Here is an 18,295-nt window from a genome sequence, read left to right as displayed (position 1 = left end):
CTTCCTAGTGCCCGAGATGCTTCACCCTCTTCCATCGAAGCGGGGTATAGTCAACTATTTCTCTCGGGAATCTGGCGCGCGGCGTCAGCCTCTTTCGTGGAAGTGGTCGTAGATCTTCTCGGCCAGTCCGGCGCTGATGCCATCGACCGCCTTCAGGTCCTCGAGGTCCGCCCGACCGACCGCCTTGGCCGAGCCGAAATGCGACAGGAGCGCGCGTTTGCGGGTGGCGCCGACGCCCTCGATCTCGTCCAGGGGATTGGCGCCCATGGACTTGGCCCGTTTGGCCCGGTGGGTGCCGATCGCAAAGCGGTGCGCCTCGTCCCGCAGGCGCTGGACGAAATAGAGCACCGGGTCGTTATGCGGCAGGGCAAAGGGGCGGTGACCGGTGCGGTAGAATTCTTCCTTGCCCGCGTCGCGGTCGATGCCCTTGGCGACGCCGACCATGGCGATGTCCTCGACCCCCATCTCCTTCATGATAGAGCGCACCGCGCTGACCTGCCCCGCGCCGCCGTCGATCAAGAGAAGGTCGGGCCACATGCCCTTCTCGCGCTCGGGGTCTTCCTTCAGCAGGCGCTTGAAGCGGCGGGTCAGCACCTCTTTCATCATGCCGAAATCGTCGCCGGGCGTCAGGTCGTCGCCGCGGATGTTGAACTTGCGATACTGGCTTTTCAGGAAACCTTCGGGTCCGGCCACGATCATCGCGCCGACCGCGTTCGTGCCCTGGATGTGGCTGTTGTCGTAGACCTCGATCCGCTCGGGGCGGCTGTCGAGGTCGAACGCCTCGGCCAGACCGTCGAGCAGTTTGCCTTGCGTTGCCGTCTCGCTCATCTTGCGGGCGAGGCTCTCGCGGGCGTTGCGCAGGGCGCCGGCGACGAGGTCCTTCTTTTCCCCGCGCTGGGGGACAAGGATCTGCACCTTGCGACCCGCCTTCTGCGACAGGGCGTTTTCCATCAGCTCGGTCTCTTCGATGTCGTCGGACAGGAGGAGCATGCGCGGCGGCTCCTTGTTCTCGTAGAACTGGCCGATGAAGCCGGCGAGGATCTCGGCCGGCTCGGCGCCCGAGCCGGTCTTGGGATAGTAGTCGCGGTTGCCCCAGTTCTGGTTGGCGCGGATGAAGAAGACCTGCACGCAGGCCTGCCCGCCCTCGACATGGAGCGCGATCACGTCCGCCTCGGGCACGCCCGCCGGGTTGATGCCCTGCGTGCCCTGCACATGGGTCAGCGCACGGATGCGGTCGCGCATGGCGGCGGCGCGCTCGAACTCCATCTCGGCCGACGCCTGTTCCATCTCGGCGGCGAGCTGGCTTTGCACCTTGGTCGTGCGGCCTTGCAGGAAATCCTCGGCATCCTTCACGCTCGCGGCATAGTCGGCTTCGGAGATGTGGCCCACGCAGGGACCCGAGCAGCGCTTGATCTGATACAGCAGGCACGGCCGCGTGCGGCTTTCGAACATCGAGTCCGAGCAGTTCCTGAGCAGGAACACCTTCTGCAACTGGTTCAGCGTCCGGTTCACGGCGCCGGCGCTGGCGAAGGGACCGTAATAGCTGCCCTTTTCCGACTTCGCACCGCGATGCTTGCGGATCATCGGGTAGGCATGGTCCTTCGTCACGAGGATGTTCGGGAACGACTTGTCGTCGCGCAGAAGCACGTTGTAGCGCGGCTTGAGCTGCTTGATGAGGTTCTGTTCAAGCAGCAGCGCCTCGGTTTCGGTCCGCGTGGTGAGGAACATCATCGACGCGGTCTCCGAGATCATCCGCGCGATCCGGGGACTGTGCTGCGGCGAGGGGCGCGAATAGCTCGACACCCGCGCCTTCAGGTTGCGCGCCTTGCCGACATACAGGACCTCCTGCTTGTCGCCCAGCATCCGGTAGACCCCCGGCGAGCCGTCGATGGTCTTAAGGTAGGCCTGGATGCAGGCATGTCCGCGGAGGGGCGCGTCGCTCATCTGGTCGCTCAGGCTTGGGGAACGGACGGAAAATATGAGGTGCGGGGCCTCGTGAAAAGCCCTCCCCAGTTTCTGGGGATAAGTCTGTGGGGAAGCGGCGGGGAAACGGAAATTTTCATTGCGACTCCGCCGGTTGGGTCAGTTGCACAAAATTTCCGCAAATCGCCAAGTACCTGTTTTCCCTCGTGAATCTTCTTCAGGTTCTAATCTGTCGCGAAAACCCGCTCCAACACGACAGAATCATGACGAAAGTGGAAAAGTAACGCTGCGGCAGTTACTCCACGCCCACGATGTCCGGTGTTTTCCACCCGAGGTGCTGGCCACCGTCTACGCAGAGAAGCTGTCCCGTGACCCCCGGCGCATCGAGGAAGTAGCCCAGCGCGGCACAGATCTCGTCAGGGTTCACACCGCGTTCCAGCACCGTGTTCGCACGCTGCCGGGCGAAATGATCGGCGGACTGGCGGCTGCCCTGCAGGGTCGGGCCGGGGCCGATCGCGTTGACGCGGATCGCCGGCGCGAGGGCCTGCGCCGCGGTCCGGGTCAGCGTCCAGAGCCCCGCCTTGGCGAGCGTGTAGGTCATGAACTCGGGCGTCAGCTTGCGCACCCGCTGGTCCACCATGTTGACGACGAGGGCGGCGGCCACCGGCTCGCCATTCGCGTCCTCGCCCGCCTCGGGGGCCTGTTCGGCGAAGGCTTGGGTCAGCACGAAGGGCGCGCGCAGGTTCGATCCGATGTGCCGGTCCCAGCTGTCCCGCGTGGCCGAACGGATCGTGTCGTACTCGAAGATCGAGGCGTTGTTCACCAGAACCGTCAGCGGCCCGCCCAGCGCCTCGGCCGCGTGCGGGACCAGCGCATCGGTTGCGCCCTCGTCCAGCAGGTCGGCCTGCAGGGGGGCGGCACGCCGGCCCATCGCGCGCAGCTCGGCCGCCACCGCCTCGGCGCCCTCGACCGAGCCGTGGTAATGCACCGCGACGTCAAAGCCCCGCTGGCCGAGGTAGAGAGCCATCGCCCGCCCCAGCCGCGCGCCGGCGCCCGTGACCAGCGCCCTCATGGCGCGACCACCCACCACATGTAGAGGGCGTAGAGCGCGCAGAACCCCGCGCCGACCAAGCGGCCCATGCGCAGGCGGGTGAAGACGAACGGCGCCAGAACGGCCGACGCGGCCAGCATCACCCACAGGTCAAGGCGCAGGAACGAAGGCTCGACCGGGATCTCTCCGAACAGGGAGGCGATGCCGATGATGGCGAGCAGGTTGAAGAGGTTCGACCCCAGCACGTTGCCCAGCGCCACGTCCGCCTGGTTCTTGCGCGCGGCGGCGAGCGTGGTCGCAAGTTCTGGCAGGGAGGTGCCCAGCGCCACCAGCGTCAGGCCGATCACCGCCTCGGGGATGCCCATCGCCGAAGCGATCTGCGTCGCGTTGTCGATCAGCACGCTCGCACCGATCGGCAAGCCGATCAGGCCGACGGCAAGGAAGAACAGGATGCGCGGCCAGCCGAGATCGGTATCCGCGCCCTCGATATCCCCGGGCTTCACGCGGCTGCGCATCCCCTCGCGGAACTGGTCGGCAAGGATGACGCCCAGCACCGCCAGAAGGACGAGGCCCGTCCACCATGTGAAGGGCGCCGCAAAGAAGGCCAGCGCGATGAAGAGGACGGTGGCCGCCATCATGACGACGTAGCTCTTCTGGACCGACACCTGCGCGGTGTCGAACATGTAGAACAGCGCGGGCAGGCCGAGGACCAGCAGCACGTTGGCCGTGTTCGACCCCACCACGTTGCCCAGCGCGATGCCGGGCGCATCCGACAGGATCGCGTCGATCGAGATCAGGAGTTCGGGCGCGGAGGTGCCGAAGGCGACGACGGTCAGGGACACCACGAAGGCCGGAATGCCGATGCGCAGCGACAGGTTCACCGCGCCCTTCACGAGCGCGTTGCCGGCGATCAGAAGAATCACCAGCCCGAGAATCGCCAAAACGAAACTCATTTCAGCCCCTTCCCGCAGCTACACGAACCCGAGCCGATGCGGTAGCGGCCACAGCCCGGACACTTCATGGAGCCGAGCTTCTTCTGCCCCGGAAAGCGCAGCCGTCCGAACATCGCCAGCACGATCATGGCGACCAGAAACAGGGTGACGATCTTGATCATCACAGGCCGAACTGCGCCCAGGTCGCGCGATCTTCGACACCGGCAACCGCCTCGGCGGCCATCGCACGGCCGAACCGGCTGAGGAACGGGCGCTTCTGCTTGTAGCTGACGAAGCGCGTGTCCTTGCCGAAGCGGTCCTTCATCACCGGGACGAGGTGCCCGATGCCGTCCACCAGCCCAATCTCGGCGGCGCGCTTGCCGACCCAGAATTCGCCCGTGAAAAGCCGGGGGTCCTGGGCCAGCTTGGCGCCGCGCCGCGACCGGACCTGGTCCTTGAAATTGTCGTGGATCTGGGTCTGAAGCTCTTTCAGACGCTCGACATCCTCGGCCTTCTCGGGGCGGAAGGGGTCGAGCATGCTCTTGCTCTCGCCCGCGGTATAGACGCGCCGCTCGACCCCGTAGCGCCCGATGAACTTGTCGAAGCCGAACCCCGCCGAGATCACGCCGATGGAGCCGACGATGGAATTCGGGTCGGCATAGATCTCGTCCGCGGCGGTCGCGAGCCAGTAGCCGCCCGAGGCCGCGACATCCTCGACGAAGGCATAGACGGGGATGCCGCGCTCGTCCGCGAGGCGGCGAACCCGTGCGGCGATCAGCGAGGATTGCACCGGAGACCCGCCCGGCGAGTTCAGCAGCAGCGCCACCGCGGCGGGCTTGCCACGGCGGAACGCCTTTTCGATCATGGGCGCGAGGGCGATGTCGTTCAGCCGGGCGGGATTGCCCGACGCGATGATCCCCTGAAGGCGGATCACCGCGACCAGGGGCTTTCGGGACATGAATGGCAGACGCATTTGCATGGGCCCCTACTTAGCGATGATCGCGCGAAAGATAACCCACGAGACCGTCAGTCGCGGATCCGCCAGCCGGTGCGGAAGATCCAGCCGATGATCGCGATGCAGGCGCCGGTGAATCCGACGATCGCCAGAAGCGACCAACCCAGCGCGACGTCGGACATCCCGAAGAACGACCAGCGGAAGCCCGAGACGAGGTAGACCACCGGATTGAACAGGCTGATCGTCTCCCACACGCCGGGGAGCATCGAGATCGAGTAGAACGTGCCGCCAAGGAAGATCAGCGGCTGGATCAGCAGCAGTGGCACGAGCTGGAGCTGCTCGAAATTCGTGGCCCAGATGCCGATGATGAAGCCCATCAGGCTGAAGGACAGGCAGGTCAGGACCAGGAACACCGCCATCCACAGCGGGTGCTGGATGTCGAGATCCACGAACAGGAACGCGGTCAACAGGATGATGATGCCGATCATCAGCGATTTCGTCGCCGCCGCAAAGACGTACCCCGCCGTGATCTCGAGGAACGAGGCGGGCGCGGACAGAAGTTCGTAGATCGAGCCGACGAATTTCGGAAAGTAGATCCCGAACGACGCGTTCGAGATCGACTGCGTGATGACCGTCAGCATGATCAGGCCCGGCACGATGAAGGCGCCGTAGCTGACGCCCTCGACCTCCTCGATGCGGCTGCCGATGGCGGCGCCGAACACTACGAAGTATAGCGAGGTGGACAGGACGGGCGACACCACGGTCTGCGTGATGGTCCTGAAGGCGCGCGACATCTCGAAGCGGTAGATGGCCCAGATTGCGTAAAGGTTCACGCGCGGCCCTCCCCTGCCGTGAGGTCGACGAAGATATCTTCGAGCGACGATTGCTCGGTCCGCACGTCGCGGACCTTGTAGCCGCGCTCGCGCAACCCGTTCAGCAGCCGGGTGATCCCCGTGCCGTCGCCGCCGGTGACGTAGGTATAGGTCAGGTCGCGGCCCTCGGCGCCAAGCTCCAGCGGGAACTCGTCCAGCCCCTGCGGCAGCTCGGAGGCGAGTTCGGACAGCTCGATCACCAGCCGCTTGCGCCCCAGTTCGTGCATCAAGGCCTGCTTGTCGCGGACCAGCTTGATCTCGCCTTCCGAGATGATGCCGATGCGGTCGGCCATTGCCTCGGCCTCTTCGATGTAGTGGGTGGTCAGGATGATGGTGACGCCCTGCTCGCGCAGGTCGGCGACCGTGTTCCACATCTCCTTGCGCAGGCTGACATCCACGCCCGCGGTCGGTTCGTCCAGGAACAGGACCTTCGGCTCGTGGCTGAGCGCCTTGGCGATCAGCACCCGGCGCTTCATGCCCCCCGACAGCTCGCGGATCTGCGCCTCGCGCTTGTCCCACAGGGACAACGACCGCAGCACGCGCTCGATATGGTCGGCGCCGCCGCGCTTGCCGAAGAGGCCGCGGGTGAAGCGCACGGTGTTCATCACCGTCTCGAAGGGCTGCAGGTTGATCTCCTGCGGGACGAGGCCGATCATCGCCCGCGCCTTGCGATAGGCGCGGACGTTGTCGTGCCCCCCGACGGACACGCTGCCGGACGTGATCGACGCCATGCCGCAGATGCACGAGATCAGCGTGGTCTTGCCCGCGCCGTTCGGGCCGAGCAGGGCGAGGATCTCGCCGTCCTTGATGTCGAGGTCCACGTCCTTCAGGGCATGGACGCCGCCCTCGTAGCGCTTGGACAGGTTCTTCACGGAAACGATCGCGGACATGGGCACTCCCGGGGATTCGAAGGCGAACGTAGCAGCCCGGAGGCATAGGGGAAGCCGCAGCCCTTTGCGCTACCGCACAGGGGCAGGCTACACCGCGCGCATGAAGACCGATGCAATCGTGGTGGGCGCAGGGCCCGCGGGCCTCATGGCGGCCGAAGAACTTGGCCGCGCAGGCGCGCGCGTGCTGGTGGCCGACCGCATGCCCTCGCCCGCCCGCAAGCTCCTGATGGCCGGCAAATCGGGGCTGAACCTGACCAAGGACGAGGACCCCGCGCTGGTCGCCGCCGCCTACGGGGCCGGTGCGGGGCCGGTGCCCCGGATCACCGCCGGGTTCGGCCCGACCGAGATCCGCGCCTGGGCCGAGGGGCTGGGACAGCCGCTGTTCACCGGCTCCACCGGGCGCGTGTTTCCGGTGGCGATGAAGGCGTCGCCGCTGTTGCGGGCGTGGCTTGCGCGGCTCGACGGCTACGGGGCGCAGCTGCGCACGCGCTGGACCTGGACCAGGGACGGCTTCGACACGCCCGAGGGGCCGGTGCGGGTCGAAGCGCGGGCGACGGTGCTGGCGATGGGCGGGGCAAGCTGGCGGCGGCTGGGTTCGGACGGGGCGTGGGCCGAGCTGCTTCTGGCCGAGGGCCTGCCGGTCGCCCCGTTCCAGCCCGCCAATGCGGGGCTATCGGTCGCGTGGTCCGAGCACATGACGCCGCTTTTCGGCGCTCCGGTGAAGAACGTCTCGCTTCTGGTGGGCGGCGCGGAGGCGCGGGGCGAGTTCGTGATCGCGCGCACCGGCCTCGAGGGGGGCGGCATCTACGCGGTTTCACGCGCGGTGCGCGAGGGGGCGGCGCTGGCGCTGGACCTCAAGCCCGACCTGACCGAGGCCGAGATCCGCACCCGCCTGGCCCGCGCGAAGGGCAGCCTTGGCAACCGCCTGCGCAAGCTGGGCCTCGCCCCGGCGCAGCGCGCGCTGCTGATGGAGTTCGCCCGCCCCCTGCCGGACGACCTCGCCCCCCTGATCAAGCGCCTGCCCGTCCACCATGCCGGCCTGCGCCCCCTCGACGAGGCAATCTCGACTGCGGGCGGGCTGATGTGGGGCGCGCTCGACGAGGACCTGATGCTGAAGGACCGCCCCGGCACCTTCGCCTGCGGCGAGATGCTGGACTGGGAGGCCCCGACGGGCGGCTATCTGTTGACCGCCTGCCTCGCCACCGGCCGCCATGCGGGTCAAGCGGCGGTGAGGTTCCTCGGGCTCTGACCTCCCTTCCCCTCGCTACCGGGCGACGCTATGCGAAGCGCGCCCAGACCTGACCCGGAGCCCGCGCCCATGCATGTCGCCACCCTGATCGCCGCCGAGCGCCTCGATCCCGCCTTCGTCGACGCGCTGCGCAATGCCTGGGGCGGCGGCGATGCGGTCTGGCTCGACCCCGCTCGCGCCGCCGAGTTCAAGCTCGAGGTTGCGCCCGCAAACCTGTGGGAGGTCTGGGCCGAGGCGCAGAAGGTCGGCATCGACCTTGCGCTTCAACCGGCCGAGGGACGGCGCAAGGACGTGCTCGTCGCCGACATGGATTCGACGATGATCGGGCAGGAGTGCATCGACGAGCTGGCGGACTTGGCCGGCGTCGGCGCCTTCGTGAAAGAGATCACGGCCCGCGCCATGAACGGCGAGCTGGATTTCGAAGGTGCGCTGCGCGAGCGGGTCGGCCTGCTCGAAGGGCTCGAGGCGGACGTGGTCGAGCGTGTCTGGACCGAGCGCATCACCTTCACGTCCGGAGGCCGCGAGTTGATCGCGACCATGCGGGCCAATGGCAGCTATTGTGCGCTGGTCTCGGGCGGGTTCACCCAGTTCACGCAGCGCGTTGCGGGGGCGCTTGGCTTTGACGAGCACCTCGCCAACTCGCTGATCGAGTCAGAGGGACGGCTGATCGGCCGCGTGGCCGAGCCGATCCTGGGGCGCGAGGCCAAGGTCGCGGCGCTGCGCCGGATCTGCGACGAACGCGGGATCGGCCTCGACCGTGCGATGGCGGTCGGCGACGGGGCGAACGATCTGGGGATGCTGAAGCTGGCCGGCGCGGGCGTTGCGCTTCACGCCAAGCCGGTCGTCGCCGCCGAGGTCGATCTCAGGATCAACCACGGCGACCTTACGGCGCTTCTGTTCCTGCAGGGCTACGCGCGGGACGAGTTCGTGACCGCCTAGACGAATCCCGGCGCCGTCCGGGTGACCCCGACCTGAACGCCGGCCCGGTTCAGGATCGGCGCGTCGCAAACCGCGCGCACCGCATAGGCCTCAGGCTTGAAGATACCAAAGCGCGTCAGAAGGGCGGCCATCGCGGTGTCGGCCGCGCGTCCCGCGCCATCCATGATCTTCAGCGCGATGCCGATCCGCCGCTCGGGCAGGATGGCGACGTAGACGCCCTCGGCCCCCGGCTTCACGGCGACGCGGCCTTTCGCGGCCTCCATGAAGCGGCTGGCGGTCTTGCCCTGCCCCGCCACCAGGAACGGGTGCGCCATCATCGCCTCGCGCAGCGCGAACATGGCGTTGCGCCGCGTGCTCTTGCCCTCTTCGGCGGCGGCGAACGCGGCCATGGCGCGAGCCAGCCCCGTTACCGTCGTCGCGAAATTCGGTGCCGCGCAGCCGTCGATCCCGTAGCCCGGGCTCTTCATCCCGGTCAGATCCTCGAACGTATCGCGCACCGCCCTTTGGACGGGGCCGTCCGGATCGATATAGGCGCCCTTGGCCCGCAGGTGACGGTGGAACTGCAGAAAGCCCGCGTGTTTGCCCGAACACTGGTTATGGACCTGCTCGGGCTCGGTCCCTTCGCGGACCAGCGCCTCTTGCAGGTAACGGTCGCGCGGCCGTTCGCGCCCGCACATGAGATCGTCGTCGCTCAGCCCCATCTCGTCCAGCCAGCCGCGCACGGCGTTGACATGGACGCTCGCACCCTCGTGCGAGGCGCAGGCCAGCGCAAGCCGTTCGGACGACAGGGACACGCCGGCTTCGACCATCGGCAGCGCCTGCAGCATCTTGCACGACGACCGGGGATAGATCACCGCGTCGGGATCGCCCCAGGATTCGATCACGCCGCCCGTGGAGTGATACGCCACGGCATGGCCCAGATGCACCGACTCCCGCAGATCACCGCGCCAGAGCTCTACCATCGGGATCGGATCGGACATCTCACCTCCTCATCACCATCCGGCGATTTTCTGCCCAAAGGGCTTTCTCGCCCGACGGCTTTACCATTAGAGTGCCACGGATTAACAGAAGGTGGAGCCGACCGGGTGGAGTCCCGAAAAGAGGGCTGGCGCGGTATGGCCGAGGCAGACACGAGCTGGAGGCTCAGAGACGTATGAAAGCACTTCTCGGATCGCTCACGGGTCTGATGATGTTCGGCGCGGCCACGGTCGCGTCCGCACAGGACGAAAGCACCAACCGCGTCGCGGTGGAGACGGCCTGGAGCGTCTTCGTCGAGGACGACCCCAAGGAATGCTGGAGCGTGTCCAGCCCGACCAGCACACGCAACACGCGCGGCGGCGAAATCGTGGACGTGCGCCGCGGCGACATCCTTCTGTTCGTGACCTTCCGTCCCGGCGCCAATGTCGAGGGCGAGGTCTCGTTCACCGGCGGCTATCCCTTTGCCGACGGCTCGACCGTGAACCTCGATGTGGGCGGCACCGAGTTCGAGCTGTTCACCGAAGGCGAGTGGGCCTGGCCGGCGAGCGAAGCCGAGGACGACCAGATCGTCGCAGCGCTGCGCCGCGGTGCCGACGCCACGCTGACCGCCCGCTCGGCACGGGGCACGCAGACGCAGGACACGTTCTCGCTCTACGGGTTCACGGCCGCGCTGGACGAAGCGCAAGAGCGCTGCGCGAGCTGATTCGCGGCCACGTTGGAATGAACCGGGCGGCCTGCGGGTCGCCCTTTTCGTTGGCGGGTCCGACGGGCCAGGGGTTCACGAAAGCCCCGGCATCCCCTATATGCCGCCCATTCCGCAATTCGAGAGTCCGCCCATGTCCGCGCCCCAGACGCCGATCACGCAAGACGTGCTGACCCTTCCGCGCAAGGCCGCGCCGGAGGAAAAGACGAATCTCGTGGGCCTGACCCGCGACCAGATGCGCGACGCGCTGATTGCCATCGGTACGCCCGAGAAGCAGGCCAAGATGCGCGTCGGGCAGGTCTGGGCCTGGATCTACCAGCGCGGCGTGCGCGACTTTGCCGAGATGACGAACCTCGCCAAGGGCTACCGTGCGCAGTTGGACGAGCATTTCGCCATCCGCGTCCCCGAGATCGTCCGCAAGGAGGTCAGCACAGACGGCACCCGCAAGTACCTGCTGCGGATCAATGGCGGGCACGAGGTCGAAGCCGTCTACATCCCCGAAGAATCGCGCGGGACCCTGTGCATTTCCAGCCAGGTCGGCTGCACACTGACCTGTTCGTTCTGCCATACCGGCACGCAGCGGCTGGTGCGCAACCTGACCGCGGGCGAGATCGTCGGCCAGATCATGGTGGCCCGCGACGACCTGGGCGAATGGCCCGAGCCCGGCCGCAATCCCCATGACGAGACGCGGCTTCTGTCGAACATCGTGCTGATGGGGATGGGCGAGCCGCTCTACAATTTCGACAACGTGCGCGACGCGATGAAGATCGCGATGGATGGCGAGGGGATCAGCCTGTCCCGCCGCCGCATCACCCTGTCGACCAGCGGCGTGGTGCCGATGATCGCCCGCACCGCCGAGGAGATCGGCTGCCTGCTGGCCGTCAGCTTCCACGCGACCACGGATGAGGTGCGCGACAACCTGGTGCCGATCAACAAGCGCTGGAACATCGAGGCGCTGCTGACCGAGCTCAAGGAATATCCCCGGCTGTCGAACTCCGAGCGGATCACGTTTGAATACGTGATGCTCAAGGGCGTGAACGACAGCGACGAAGACGCCCACCGGCTGGTCGAGCTGATCCGCGGCATCCCCGCCAAGATCAACCTGATCCCGTTCAACCCCTGGCCCGGCTCGCCTTATGAGCGGTCGTCGAACAACCGCATCCGGGCCTTCGCCGACATCGTCTACAAGGCCGGCTACGCCTCGCCGATCCGGACGCCGCGGGGCGAGGACATCATGGCCGCCTGCGGTCAGCTGAAGTCCGACACCGAGCGTGAGCGGAAGTCCAAGCGCCAGATCGAGACCGAAGCGCGGGCCTAGTCCCGCTTCGGCTCGGGGCGGCCGGGCACGGTCTCGCGCGGCTCTTCGGGCAGTTTCCAGGTGTCGATGGCGTGGATCGCTTCCTCGGCCGTCTCGACGAACTGGAACAGGCCCAGGTCGACTTCGGCTATGGTGCCCGCCTCGGCCAATGCCGCGAAGTTGACGACCTTCTCCCAGAACGCCTGACCGAACAGCAGGACGGGGATCCGCTCCATCCGGCCGGTCTGGATCAGGGTCAGCGCCTCGAACAGTTCGTCCATGGTCCCGAACCCGCCCGGGAACGCCACGATCGCGTTCGCCCGCATCAGGAAGTGCATCTTGCGGATCGCGAAGTAGTGGAAGTTGAAGCACAGGCCCGGCGTCACGTATTCGTTCGGCGCCTGCTCGTGCGGCAGCACGATGTTCAGACCGATGGACTGCCCGCCCGCATCGACGGCGCCGCGGTTGCCGGCCTCCATCACGCCGGGGCCGCCGCCGGTCACGATGACGTTCTCGCGCCCATAGCTCTGCATCGAGCGTTCGGTCATCGCCCGCGCAAAGGCCCGCGCCTCGTCGTAGTAGCGCGACAGATCGGCCATCGCCTCGGACTTGGCATCGGCCGGATTCTCGCGGATGCGGGCGCCCCCGAACATCACGATGGTCGATTCGATGTTCTTCTCGGCCATCACCATCTCGGGCTTCAACAGCTCGAGTTGAAGGCGGATCGGGCGCAGCTCGGGCCGGCCGAGGAACTCGTCATCCGCGAAGGCCAGCCTGTAGGCTGGCGCGCGTGTCTGCGGCGTATCGGGGACTTCCTCTGCCGTGCGCCGGTCGGTCGGCGCGTCGCGAAAGGGCGATGCGGTGTGGTCGGTCATTAGGTCAGGAAGCTCCGTCCATTGCAGGGCGCACATAGCCGTCCTATAGCCTCGGGGCCAGACCAGCCGCCACGAAAGGACCGTCCCGCATGTCCCACGACCAGCTCGAATCCGCCATCGAAGCCGCGTGGGAGTCCCGCGCCGACATCACGCCGCAGACCGGCGGCGAGACGCGCGAGGCGATCGAGGCCACGCTCGAAGCGCTGGACCAAGGCAGCCTGCGCGTCGCCGAAAAGCGCGAGGGCGGCGACTGGCACGTGAACCAGTGGGCCAAGAAGGCGGTCCTTCTGGGCTTTCGCATCAAGGACATGGAGATCCATCCCGGCGGCCCGCAGGGCGGCGGCTGGTGGGACAAGGTCGACAGCAAGTTCGCCGGCTGGGGCGAGAACCGCTGGCGCGACGCCGGCTTCCGCGCCGTTCCGAACGCGGTCGTCCGCAAGTCCGCCTTCATCGGCAAGGGCGTCGTGCTGATGCCGTCTTTCGTGAACCTCGGCGCCTATGTCGACGAGGGTACGATGGTCGACACCTGGGCCACCGTCGGGTCGTGCGCGCAGATCGGAAAGAACGTCCACCTGTCCGGCGGCGTCGGCATCGGCGGCGTGCTCGAGCCGCTGCAGGCCGACCCGACCATCATCGAGGACGGCTGCTTCATCGGCGCGCGCTCCGAGGTGGTCGAGGGCTGCATCGTGCGTGAAGGCGCGGTTCTGGGCATGGGCGTCTACCTCGGCAAGTCCACCAAGATCGTCGACCGCGAGACGGGCGAGGTCACCTATGGCGAGGTGCCGCCCTATTCCGTCGTCGTCTCGGGCTCGATGCCGTCGAAGAACAACGTCAACCTCTACTGCGCGGTGATCGTGAAGCGCGTGGACGAAAAGACCCGCGCCAAGGTCGGCATCAACGAGCTGCTGCGGGACTGACGGGTGGATCTGCATGATGCCGGTCTGATCCCAGGGGCTTGAGGGAATCTGAGCGCGCCCGGGAACCAGCCGTTCCGGGCGCCGTTTCGGTCGAAGCCAACAATCTCGAGGGACATCAACATGGGCTGGATTATCACGATCATCCTGGGCGGCCTCGCCGGCTGGATCGCTGAAAAGATCATGAAGGCGGACCACGGCCTGCTGACCAACATCATTCTCGGCATCCTCGGCGCCGCTGTGCTGAACTTCATCCTCGGGACGCTGCTGGGGCTGTATTCTTCGGACAGCTGGATCGCCTACCTGATCGTCGCGATCATCGGAGCCTGCGGGCTCATCGCCATCTGGCGCGCGATCCGCGGACGCGCCTGACCTCTCCCGTTTCACGAGTTTCCTGAGATCGAAAGCCGGGGCCACGGTCCCGGCTTTCGCATGTCGGACCCCGGTGATAGAGGACCCACCATGGCCCGCGAACACCACGTCTATACCCTTCTCGTCCAGACTGGCCGAAGCGCCGACGACGGGCTGCCCGACGGCTCCACCGGTGCCGCGCTGCTGTGCTACGCCAGCGGCGTGGACGAGGCCGAGGCCGTGCGCGAGACGGTCGCGGTACTCAAGCAGGCCGACCTGTCGCCGCTCGACGTGACGGGCTACGGCACGTTGCAGGACCGGCTGTCGGACGGCGAAGAGATCGAGGACGAAGAGCGCGCCCTGATGGAGCGCGCCGCCGCCGAAAACGCGGTGATCGTCGCGCAGGCCACCCCCCTTTACGACGAGGACGACTGACCGCCTGCGTTGCCCCCGCCCCCTGCGGGGCGTAAGGAAAACAAGCAGAGCAGGAGGTTCCATGTCCGTCGATCCCGTCGTCCTCACGCAGGAGCTGATCCGCGAAGCCTCGGTCACGCCTGACTCGGCCGGCGCGGTGGCGCTGGTCCCGCGCGTGCTGGAAGAGGCCGGGTTCACCTGCGCGCGCGCCGACCGCAACGGCATCCCGAACCTCTACGCCCGCTACGGCACCAAAGGCCCGACCCTGGGCTTCAACGGCCACGTGGACGTGGTGCCGGTGGGCGATCCCGCCGACTGGACGGGCGACCCGTTCGGGGCCGAGATCCGGGGCGACACGCTCTACGGCCGGGGCGCCTGCGACATGAAGTCTGGCGTGGCGGCCTTCGTCGCGGCGGCGATCGACGCCGCGCAGGACTGCCCCGGCTCACTGGTCCTGACGATCACCGGCGACGAAGAGGGCAACGGCGTGGACGGCACCGCCGCGATCCTCGACTGGATGGACACGGCAGGCGAGCGCATGGACGCCTGCATCGTGGGCGAACCCACCTGCCCCGACGAAATGGGCGAGATGGTCAAGATCGGCCGCCGCGGCTCGATGACCACGTGGGTCAAGGCCACCGGGCGGCAGGGACACTCGGCCTATCCGCACCGGGCGCTGAACCCGATCCACGCGATGGTCGCCTACCTCGCGCGCCTGACCGCGCAGCCGCTGGACAACGGCACCGACCATTTCGATGCCTCGACGCTGCAAATAACGGGATTCGATACCGGCAACGCGGCGAACAACGTCATCCCCGGCGCCACCCGCGCGATGGTCAACATCCGCTTCAACGACGACCACACCGGCGCAGACCTGTCGGACTGGCTGCGGACCGAGGCCGACAATGTTGCACGTGAAACCGGCGTGACCTTCGACCTCGACATCAAGATCTCGGGCGAAAGCTTCGTGACCCCGCCCGGCCCCCTGACCGACCTCGTGCAACGGGCGGTCGAGGCCGAGACCGGGCGCATCCCGGTCCTTTCCACCTCCGGCGGCACGTCCGACGCGCGCTTCATCAAGAACCACTGCCCGGTGGTCGAGGTCGGCCTCGTCGGAAGCACGATGCACCAGGTGGACGAAAGGGTCGAAGTCGCCCACATCCATCAGCTGGCCGCCATCTACGGGCGCATCATCCGGGGGTACTTCGCATGAGCCTTCTCGTCACCCGCACCGACGACATGGACGCCTGCCGCGCCCTGCGCCGCGCCGTGTTCATCGAGGAACAGAACGTCCCCGAGGACCTCGAATGGGACGGCCGCGACGGCGAGGCGGTGCACATGCTCGCCCGGCTCGACGGGCAGGCGGTCGGCACGCTGCGCATGTTCCTGACCCCGCCCACGGCCAAGATCGGCCGGGTCTGCGTGCTGCAACCCCTGCGCGGGACGGGCGTGGGCCGGGCGCTGATGCAGGCCGCGCTGGGCCTGCTGCGCGACGAACGGGGCATCGTCGAAGCGAAGCTCGGCGCGCAGATGCAGGTCCTCGACTTCTACCGTGGCCTTGGTTTCGAGGCGCACGGCCCCATCTACGACGATGCCGGCATCCCGCACCGGGACATGACACTCACGCTCTAGGCGCGGTTCCGTCGCCGGGCATCCAGACTTACAAGGCGGCGATATGGCTGATCTTCCCACCAAGGCCGACATCCTGCGCTGGATCTCGGACAACCCCACGCTCACCGCGAAGCGCGACATCGCCCGCGCCTTCGGGATCAAGGGGCAGGCGCGCGTCGACCTCAAGCGGATGCTGAAAGAGCTCGAGGAAGAGGGGCACCTCGAAAAGCGCAAGAAGACCTATCGCGACCCCGACACGCTGCCGCCCGTGTCGGTCTGCGAGGTCATGCGCCCCGATGCCGACGGGGACCTTCATGCCAAGCCGCTGGAATGGACCGGCGACGGCCCCGAGCCGCGCATCCTCATCGTCGAGCGTCAGTCCGACGCCGCGCTCGGCGCCGGCGACCGGGTGTTGCTGCGCCTGACGCAGGTCAAGGCCGGGGATCACGCCTATGAAGGGCGCCTGATCCGCAAGCTGAACCGCACCGCGATGCGGATGCTCGGCATCTTCCGCCAAGGGGCCGAAGGCGGGCGGATCGTCCCGATCGAGAAGGGGTCGGACAAGGAATGGCTGGTCCGCCCGGGCGACACCCACGGCGCCCATGAAGGCGAACTGGTCGAGGCCGAGCGTGTCGGCTCGAAGGACCGCATGGGCCTGCCTCGCGCCCGCATCCTCGACCGGCTGGGCGACCCGTCCGAGCCGAAGTCGGTGTCGCTCATCGCGATCGCGCAGCACGGCATCCCCGACCACTTCCCCGACGAGGTTATCGCCGAGGCCGAAGCGGCCGAGCCCGTCCCCTTGGGCGACCGCACCGATCTGCGCGACCTGCCCCTCATCACCATCGACCCCAGCGACGCGCGCGACCACGATGACGCCGTCTATGCCCATGCCGACGACGATCCCCGCAACCAGGGCGGCCACGTCCTGTGGGTCGCCATCGCCGACGTCGCCCACTACGTCCGCCCTGGCTCGGAACTGGACCGCGAGGCCCGCAAGCGCGGCAACTCCACCTACTTCCCCGACCGCGTGGTGCCGATGCTGCCCGAGGCGCTGTCGGGCGACCTGTGCTCGCTGCATGAAGGGGCGGAGCGTGCCTGCCTTGCCGTGCGCATGGTGCTCGACCGCGAAGGCACCAAGATCGGCCACCAGTTCCACCGTGGCCTGATGTGCTCGCCCGCCGCTTTGTCCTACGAAGAGGCGCAGGCGGCTTACGACGGCGAGCCCACCGATAAGACCGAATCCCTGCGCGACCCGGTCATCGTGCCGCTCTTCAACGCCTACCACGCGCTCCGCACGGCGCGGCACAAGCGCCAGCCGCTGGAGCTTGACCTGCCCGAGCGCCGGATCGAGCTGTCGCCCGACGGCCGCGTCACCTCCGTCGCCTTCCGCGACCGGCTCGACGCGCACCGGCTGATCGAAGAATTCATGGTGCTCGCCAACGTCGCCGCCGCCGAGGAACTGGGCAAGCGGCGCACGGCGCTCCTTTACCGCGTCCACGAGGAACCCTCGCCCGACAAGCTCGAGGCGCTGCGCGAGGTGGCCGGAGCGTCCGGCTTCACGATGGCCAAGGGGCAGGTCCTGCAGACCCGCCACCTGAACCAGCTTCTTGCGCAGGCCCAAGGCACCGAGTTCGACGAGCTCATCAACATGAGCACGCTGCGGTCGATGACGCAGGCCTATTACAGCCCCGAGAATTTCGGCCATTTCGGCCTCGCGCTGAAGCAGTACGCGCATTTCACCTCGCCCATCCGCCGCTATGCCGACCTCGTCGTGCACCGCGCGCTGATCGCCGCGCATGGCTGGGGCAAGGACGGGCTGACCCCGCACGACATCGAAGACCTGCCCCAGACGGGCGAGCACATCTCGGGGACCGAACGCCGCTCGATGCTGGCCGAGCGCGACACGACCGACCGTTACCTCGCCGCATTCCTGTCCGAGCGGGTCGGCTCCGAAATGACGGGCCGGATCTCGGGCGTGCAGAAGTTCGGCCTCTTCGTGAAGCTGGACGAGACGGGGGCTGACGGCCTCGTGCCGGTCCGGGCGCTTGGCGGCGAGTATTTCCACTTCGACGCCGACGCACAGACGCTAATGGGCGACCGCACAGGCCTGACGCTGGGCCTCGGGCAGCGCGTCACGGTGCGGATCGCCGACGCCGTCCCGGCCACCGGCGGCCTCGTCCTCGACCTGTTGGAGGCCGAGGGCGCGGCCCTGTCCGCCCCGTCCTCGCGCGGTCGCACCCGCCGCGGCGGCCCGCCACCCAAGCGCGCCAAGGGCAAGGCAAAGGCCAAGAAGACCGCACGCGACCGCAAGGTGAAGCGCACCCGCCGGGGTTGACGCCCC

General features: G+C 67.6%; 19 protein-coding genes. 10 read left to right on the top strand and 9 right to left on the bottom strand.

All coding sequences use genetic code 11. The features are described from left to right. Window positions 1-84: 84 nt before the first annotated feature. The 7 genes from uvrC to ACFDS3_RS00680 all read right to left on the bottom strand — a co-directional run bounded on the left by uvrC (window position 85) and on the right by ACFDS3_RS00680 (window position 6,623). On the bottom strand, window positions 85-1,944 hold the full coding sequence (gene uvrC, locus ACFDS3_RS00710) for an excinuclease ABC subunit UvrC (RefSeq protein WP_375260404.1): 1,860 nt from the start codon (window positions 1,942-1,944) through the stop codon (window positions 85-87). Window positions 1,945-2,218: 274 nt separating this feature from the next. Beyond that, window positions 2,219-2,995 (bottom strand): SDR family oxidoreductase, encoded by a 777-nt coding sequence (locus ACFDS3_RS00705; protein ID WP_375260403.1) that lies wholly within the window; start codon window positions 2,993-2,995, stop codon window positions 2,219-2,221. Further along, window positions 2,992-3,927 carry a calcium/sodium antiporter gene (locus ACFDS3_RS00700; protein ID WP_375260402.1) on the bottom strand — a complete coding sequence of 312 codons (936 nt, stop codon included), beginning with the start codon at window positions 3,925-3,927 and terminating at the stop codon, window positions 2,992-2,994. Before ACFDS3_RS00700 ends, ACFDS3_RS00705 begins: the two co-directional genes overlap by 4 nt. After that, window positions 3,924-4,088: a hypothetical protein gene (locus tag ACFDS3_RS00695; RefSeq protein ID WP_375260401.1), complete on the bottom strand. Its 165-nt coding sequence runs from the start codon at window positions 4,086-4,088 to the stop codon at window positions 3,924-3,926. The genes ACFDS3_RS00700 and ACFDS3_RS00695 overlap by 4 nt, the downstream gene beginning before the upstream one ends. Then, window positions 4,088-4,885, bottom strand: coding sequence for a S49 family peptidase (locus tag ACFDS3_RS00690; protein WP_375260400.1), 798 nt, complete (start codon window positions 4,883-4,885; stop codon window positions 4,088-4,090). Before ACFDS3_RS00690 ends, ACFDS3_RS00695 begins: the two co-directional genes overlap by 1 nt. A gap of 47 nt (window positions 4,886-4,932) precedes the next feature. Beyond that, a complete protein-coding gene (locus ACFDS3_RS00685; protein ID WP_375260399.1) occupies window positions 4,933-5,694 on the bottom strand; it encodes an ABC transporter permease in 762 nt (253 codons plus the stop codon). Continuing rightward, window positions 5,691-6,623 (bottom strand): ABC transporter ATP-binding protein, encoded by a 933-nt coding sequence (locus ACFDS3_RS00680; RefSeq protein ID WP_375260398.1) that lies wholly within the window; start codon window positions 6,621-6,623, stop codon window positions 5,691-5,693. The genes ACFDS3_RS00685 and ACFDS3_RS00680 overlap by 4 nt, the downstream gene beginning before the upstream one ends. Before the next feature lie 100 nt (window positions 6,624-6,723). Between ACFDS3_RS00680 and ACFDS3_RS00675 the strand changes: the two genes are divergently transcribed. Together ACFDS3_RS00675 and serB are read left to right on the top strand one after the other, a co-directional pair. Next, window positions 6,724-7,872 carry a TIGR03862 family flavoprotein gene (locus ACFDS3_RS00675; protein WP_375260397.1) on the top strand — a complete coding sequence of 383 codons (1,149 nt, stop codon included), beginning with the start codon at window positions 6,724-6,726 and terminating at the stop codon, window positions 7,870-7,872. A gap of 69 nt (window positions 7,873-7,941) precedes the next feature. Beyond that, window positions 7,942-8,811 carry a phosphoserine phosphatase SerB gene (gene serB, locus ACFDS3_RS00670; protein ID WP_375260396.1) on the top strand — a complete coding sequence of 290 codons (870 nt, stop codon included), beginning with the start codon at window positions 7,942-7,944 and terminating at the stop codon, window positions 8,809-8,811. Here serB and ACFDS3_RS00665 read toward each other — a convergent pair. Continuing rightward, window positions 8,808-9,791 carry an asparaginase gene (locus ACFDS3_RS00665; protein WP_375260395.1) on the bottom strand — a complete coding sequence of 328 codons (984 nt, stop codon included), beginning with the start codon at window positions 9,789-9,791 and terminating at the stop codon, window positions 8,808-8,810. The genes serB and ACFDS3_RS00665 overlap by 4 nt on opposite strands. A gap of 173 nt (window positions 9,792-9,964) precedes the next feature. Here ACFDS3_RS00665 and ACFDS3_RS00660 point away from each other — a divergent pair, with 173 nt between their 5' ends. Both ACFDS3_RS00660 and rlmN read left to right on the top strand, forming a co-directional pair. Next, window positions 9,965-10,492, top strand: coding sequence for an invasion associated locus B family protein (locus ACFDS3_RS00660; protein WP_375260394.1), 528 nt, complete (start codon window positions 9,965-9,967; stop codon window positions 10,490-10,492). Window positions 10,493-10,625: 133 nt separating this feature from the next. Further along, window positions 10,626-11,810: a 23S rRNA (adenine(2503)-C(2))-methyltransferase RlmN gene (gene rlmN / locus ACFDS3_RS00655; protein ID WP_375260393.1), complete on the top strand. Its 1,185-nt coding sequence runs from the start codon at window positions 10,626-10,628 to the stop codon at window positions 11,808-11,810. Here the strand turns inward: rlmN and ACFDS3_RS00650 are convergent. Continuing rightward, complete coding sequence (locus tag ACFDS3_RS00650) at window positions 11,807-12,664, bottom strand: TIGR00730 family Rossman fold protein (protein WP_375260392.1); 858 nt, start codon at window positions 12,662-12,664, stop codon at window positions 11,807-11,809. The genes rlmN and ACFDS3_RS00650 overlap by 4 nt on opposite strands. A gap of 89 nt (window positions 12,665-12,753) precedes the next feature. Between ACFDS3_RS00650 and dapD the strand changes: the two genes are divergently transcribed. From dapD to rnr, 6 genes are all read left to right on the top strand, one after another. Further along, the gene (gene dapD, locus ACFDS3_RS00645) at window positions 12,754-13,581 is read left to right on the top strand and encodes a 2,3,4,5-tetrahydropyridine-2,6-dicarboxylate N-succinyltransferase (RefSeq protein WP_375260391.1); all 828 of its coding nucleotides are present in this window, start codon (window positions 12,754-12,756) and stop codon (window positions 13,579-13,581) included. 120 nt (window positions 13,582-13,701) lie between these two features. Beyond that, the gene (locus ACFDS3_RS00640) at window positions 13,702-13,950 is read left to right on the top strand and encodes a GlsB/YeaQ/YmgE family stress response membrane protein (RefSeq protein WP_375260390.1); all 249 of its coding nucleotides are present in this window, start codon (window positions 13,702-13,704) and stop codon (window positions 13,948-13,950) included. Window positions 13,951-14,040: 90 nt separating this feature from the next. Beyond that, window positions 14,041-14,364 carry a hypothetical protein gene (locus ACFDS3_RS00635; RefSeq protein ID WP_375260389.1) on the top strand — a complete coding sequence of 108 codons (324 nt, stop codon included), beginning with the start codon at window positions 14,041-14,043 and terminating at the stop codon, window positions 14,362-14,364. A gap of 61 nt (window positions 14,365-14,425) precedes the next feature. Continuing rightward, window positions 14,426-15,556 (top strand): succinyl-diaminopimelate desuccinylase, encoded by a 1,131-nt coding sequence (dapE, locus tag ACFDS3_RS00630; RefSeq protein ID WP_375260388.1) that lies wholly within the window; start codon window positions 14,426-14,428, stop codon window positions 15,554-15,556. Continuing rightward, window positions 15,553-15,975: a GNAT family N-acetyltransferase gene (locus tag ACFDS3_RS00625; RefSeq protein ID WP_375260387.1), complete on the top strand. Its 423-nt coding sequence runs from the start codon at window positions 15,553-15,555 to the stop codon at window positions 15,973-15,975. The genes dapE and ACFDS3_RS00625 overlap by 4 nt, the downstream gene beginning before the upstream one ends. 43 nt (window positions 15,976-16,018) lie before the next feature. Further along, window positions 16,019-18,289, top strand: a complete 2,271-nt coding sequence (gene rnr, locus ACFDS3_RS00620) for a ribonuclease R (RefSeq protein WP_375260386.1) — start codon at window positions 16,019-16,021, stop codon at window positions 18,287-18,289. Window positions 18,290-18,295 lie beyond the last annotated feature (6 nt).

The organism is Palleronia sp. (genome assembly GCF_042089775.1).
Taxonomy (GTDB): Bacteria; Pseudomonadota; Alphaproteobacteria; order Rhodobacterales; family Rhodobacteraceae; genus Palleronia.
This window is presented reverse-complemented; position numbering and strand designations above follow the sequence as displayed.

Excerpts from the sequence above, each read along its gene's own strand:
- uvrC (WP_375260404.1), bottom strand. The coding sequence starts at position 1,944 with ATGAGCGACGCGCCCCTCCGCGGACATGCCTGCATCCAGGCCTACCTT.
- ACFDS3_RS00705 (WP_375260403.1), bottom strand. The coding sequence starts at position 2,995 with ATGAGGGCGCTGGTCACGGGCGCCGGCGCGCGGCTGGGGCGGGCGATG.
- ACFDS3_RS00700 (WP_375260402.1), bottom strand. The coding sequence starts at position 3,927 with ATGAGTTTCGTTTTGGCGATTCTCGGGCTGGTGATTCTTCTGATCGCC.
- ACFDS3_RS00695 (WP_375260401.1), bottom strand. The coding sequence starts at position 4,088 with ATGATCAAGATCGTCACCCTGTTTCTGGTCGCCATGATCGTGCTGGCG.
- ACFDS3_RS00690 (WP_375260400.1), bottom strand. The coding sequence starts at position 4,885 with ATGCAAATGCGTCTGCCATTCATGTCCCGAAAGCCCCTGGTCGCGGTG.
- ACFDS3_RS00680 (WP_375260398.1), bottom strand. The coding sequence starts at position 6,623 with ATGTCCGCGATCGTTTCCGTGAAGAACCTGTCCAAGCGCTACGAGGGC.
- ACFDS3_RS00675 (WP_375260397.1), top strand. The coding sequence starts at position 6,724 with ATGAAGACCGATGCAATCGTGGTGGGCGCAGGGCCCGCGGGCCTCATG.
- serB (WP_375260396.1), top strand. The coding sequence starts at position 7,942 with ATGCATGTCGCCACCCTGATCGCCGCCGAGCGCCTCGATCCCGCCTTC.
- ACFDS3_RS00665 (WP_375260395.1), bottom strand. The coding sequence starts at position 9,791 with ATGTCCGATCCGATCCCGATGGTAGAGCTCTGGCGCGGTGATCTGCGG.
- ACFDS3_RS00660 (WP_375260394.1), top strand. The coding sequence starts at position 9,965 with ATGAAAGCACTTCTCGGATCGCTCACGGGTCTGATGATGTTCGGCGCG.
- rlmN (WP_375260393.1), top strand. The coding sequence starts at position 10,626 with ATGTCCGCGCCCCAGACGCCGATCACGCAAGACGTGCTGACCCTTCCG.
- ACFDS3_RS00650 (WP_375260392.1), bottom strand. The coding sequence starts at position 12,664 with ATGACCGACCACACCGCATCGCCCTTTCGCGACGCGCCGACCGACCGG.
- dapD (WP_375260391.1), top strand. The coding sequence starts at position 12,754 with ATGTCCCACGACCAGCTCGAATCCGCCATCGAAGCCGCGTGGGAGTCC.
- ACFDS3_RS00640 (WP_375260390.1), top strand. The coding sequence starts at position 13,702 with ATGGGCTGGATTATCACGATCATCCTGGGCGGCCTCGCCGGCTGGATC.
- ACFDS3_RS00635 (WP_375260389.1), top strand. The coding sequence starts at position 14,041 with ATGGCCCGCGAACACCACGTCTATACCCTTCTCGTCCAGACTGGCCGA.
- dapE (WP_375260388.1), top strand. The coding sequence starts at position 14,426 with ATGTCCGTCGATCCCGTCGTCCTCACGCAGGAGCTGATCCGCGAAGCC.
- ACFDS3_RS00625 (WP_375260387.1), top strand. The coding sequence starts at position 15,553 with ATGAGCCTTCTCGTCACCCGCACCGACGACATGGACGCCTGCCGCGCC.
- rnr (WP_375260386.1), top strand. The coding sequence starts at position 16,019 with ATGGCTGATCTTCCCACCAAGGCCGACATCCTGCGCTGGATCTCGGAC.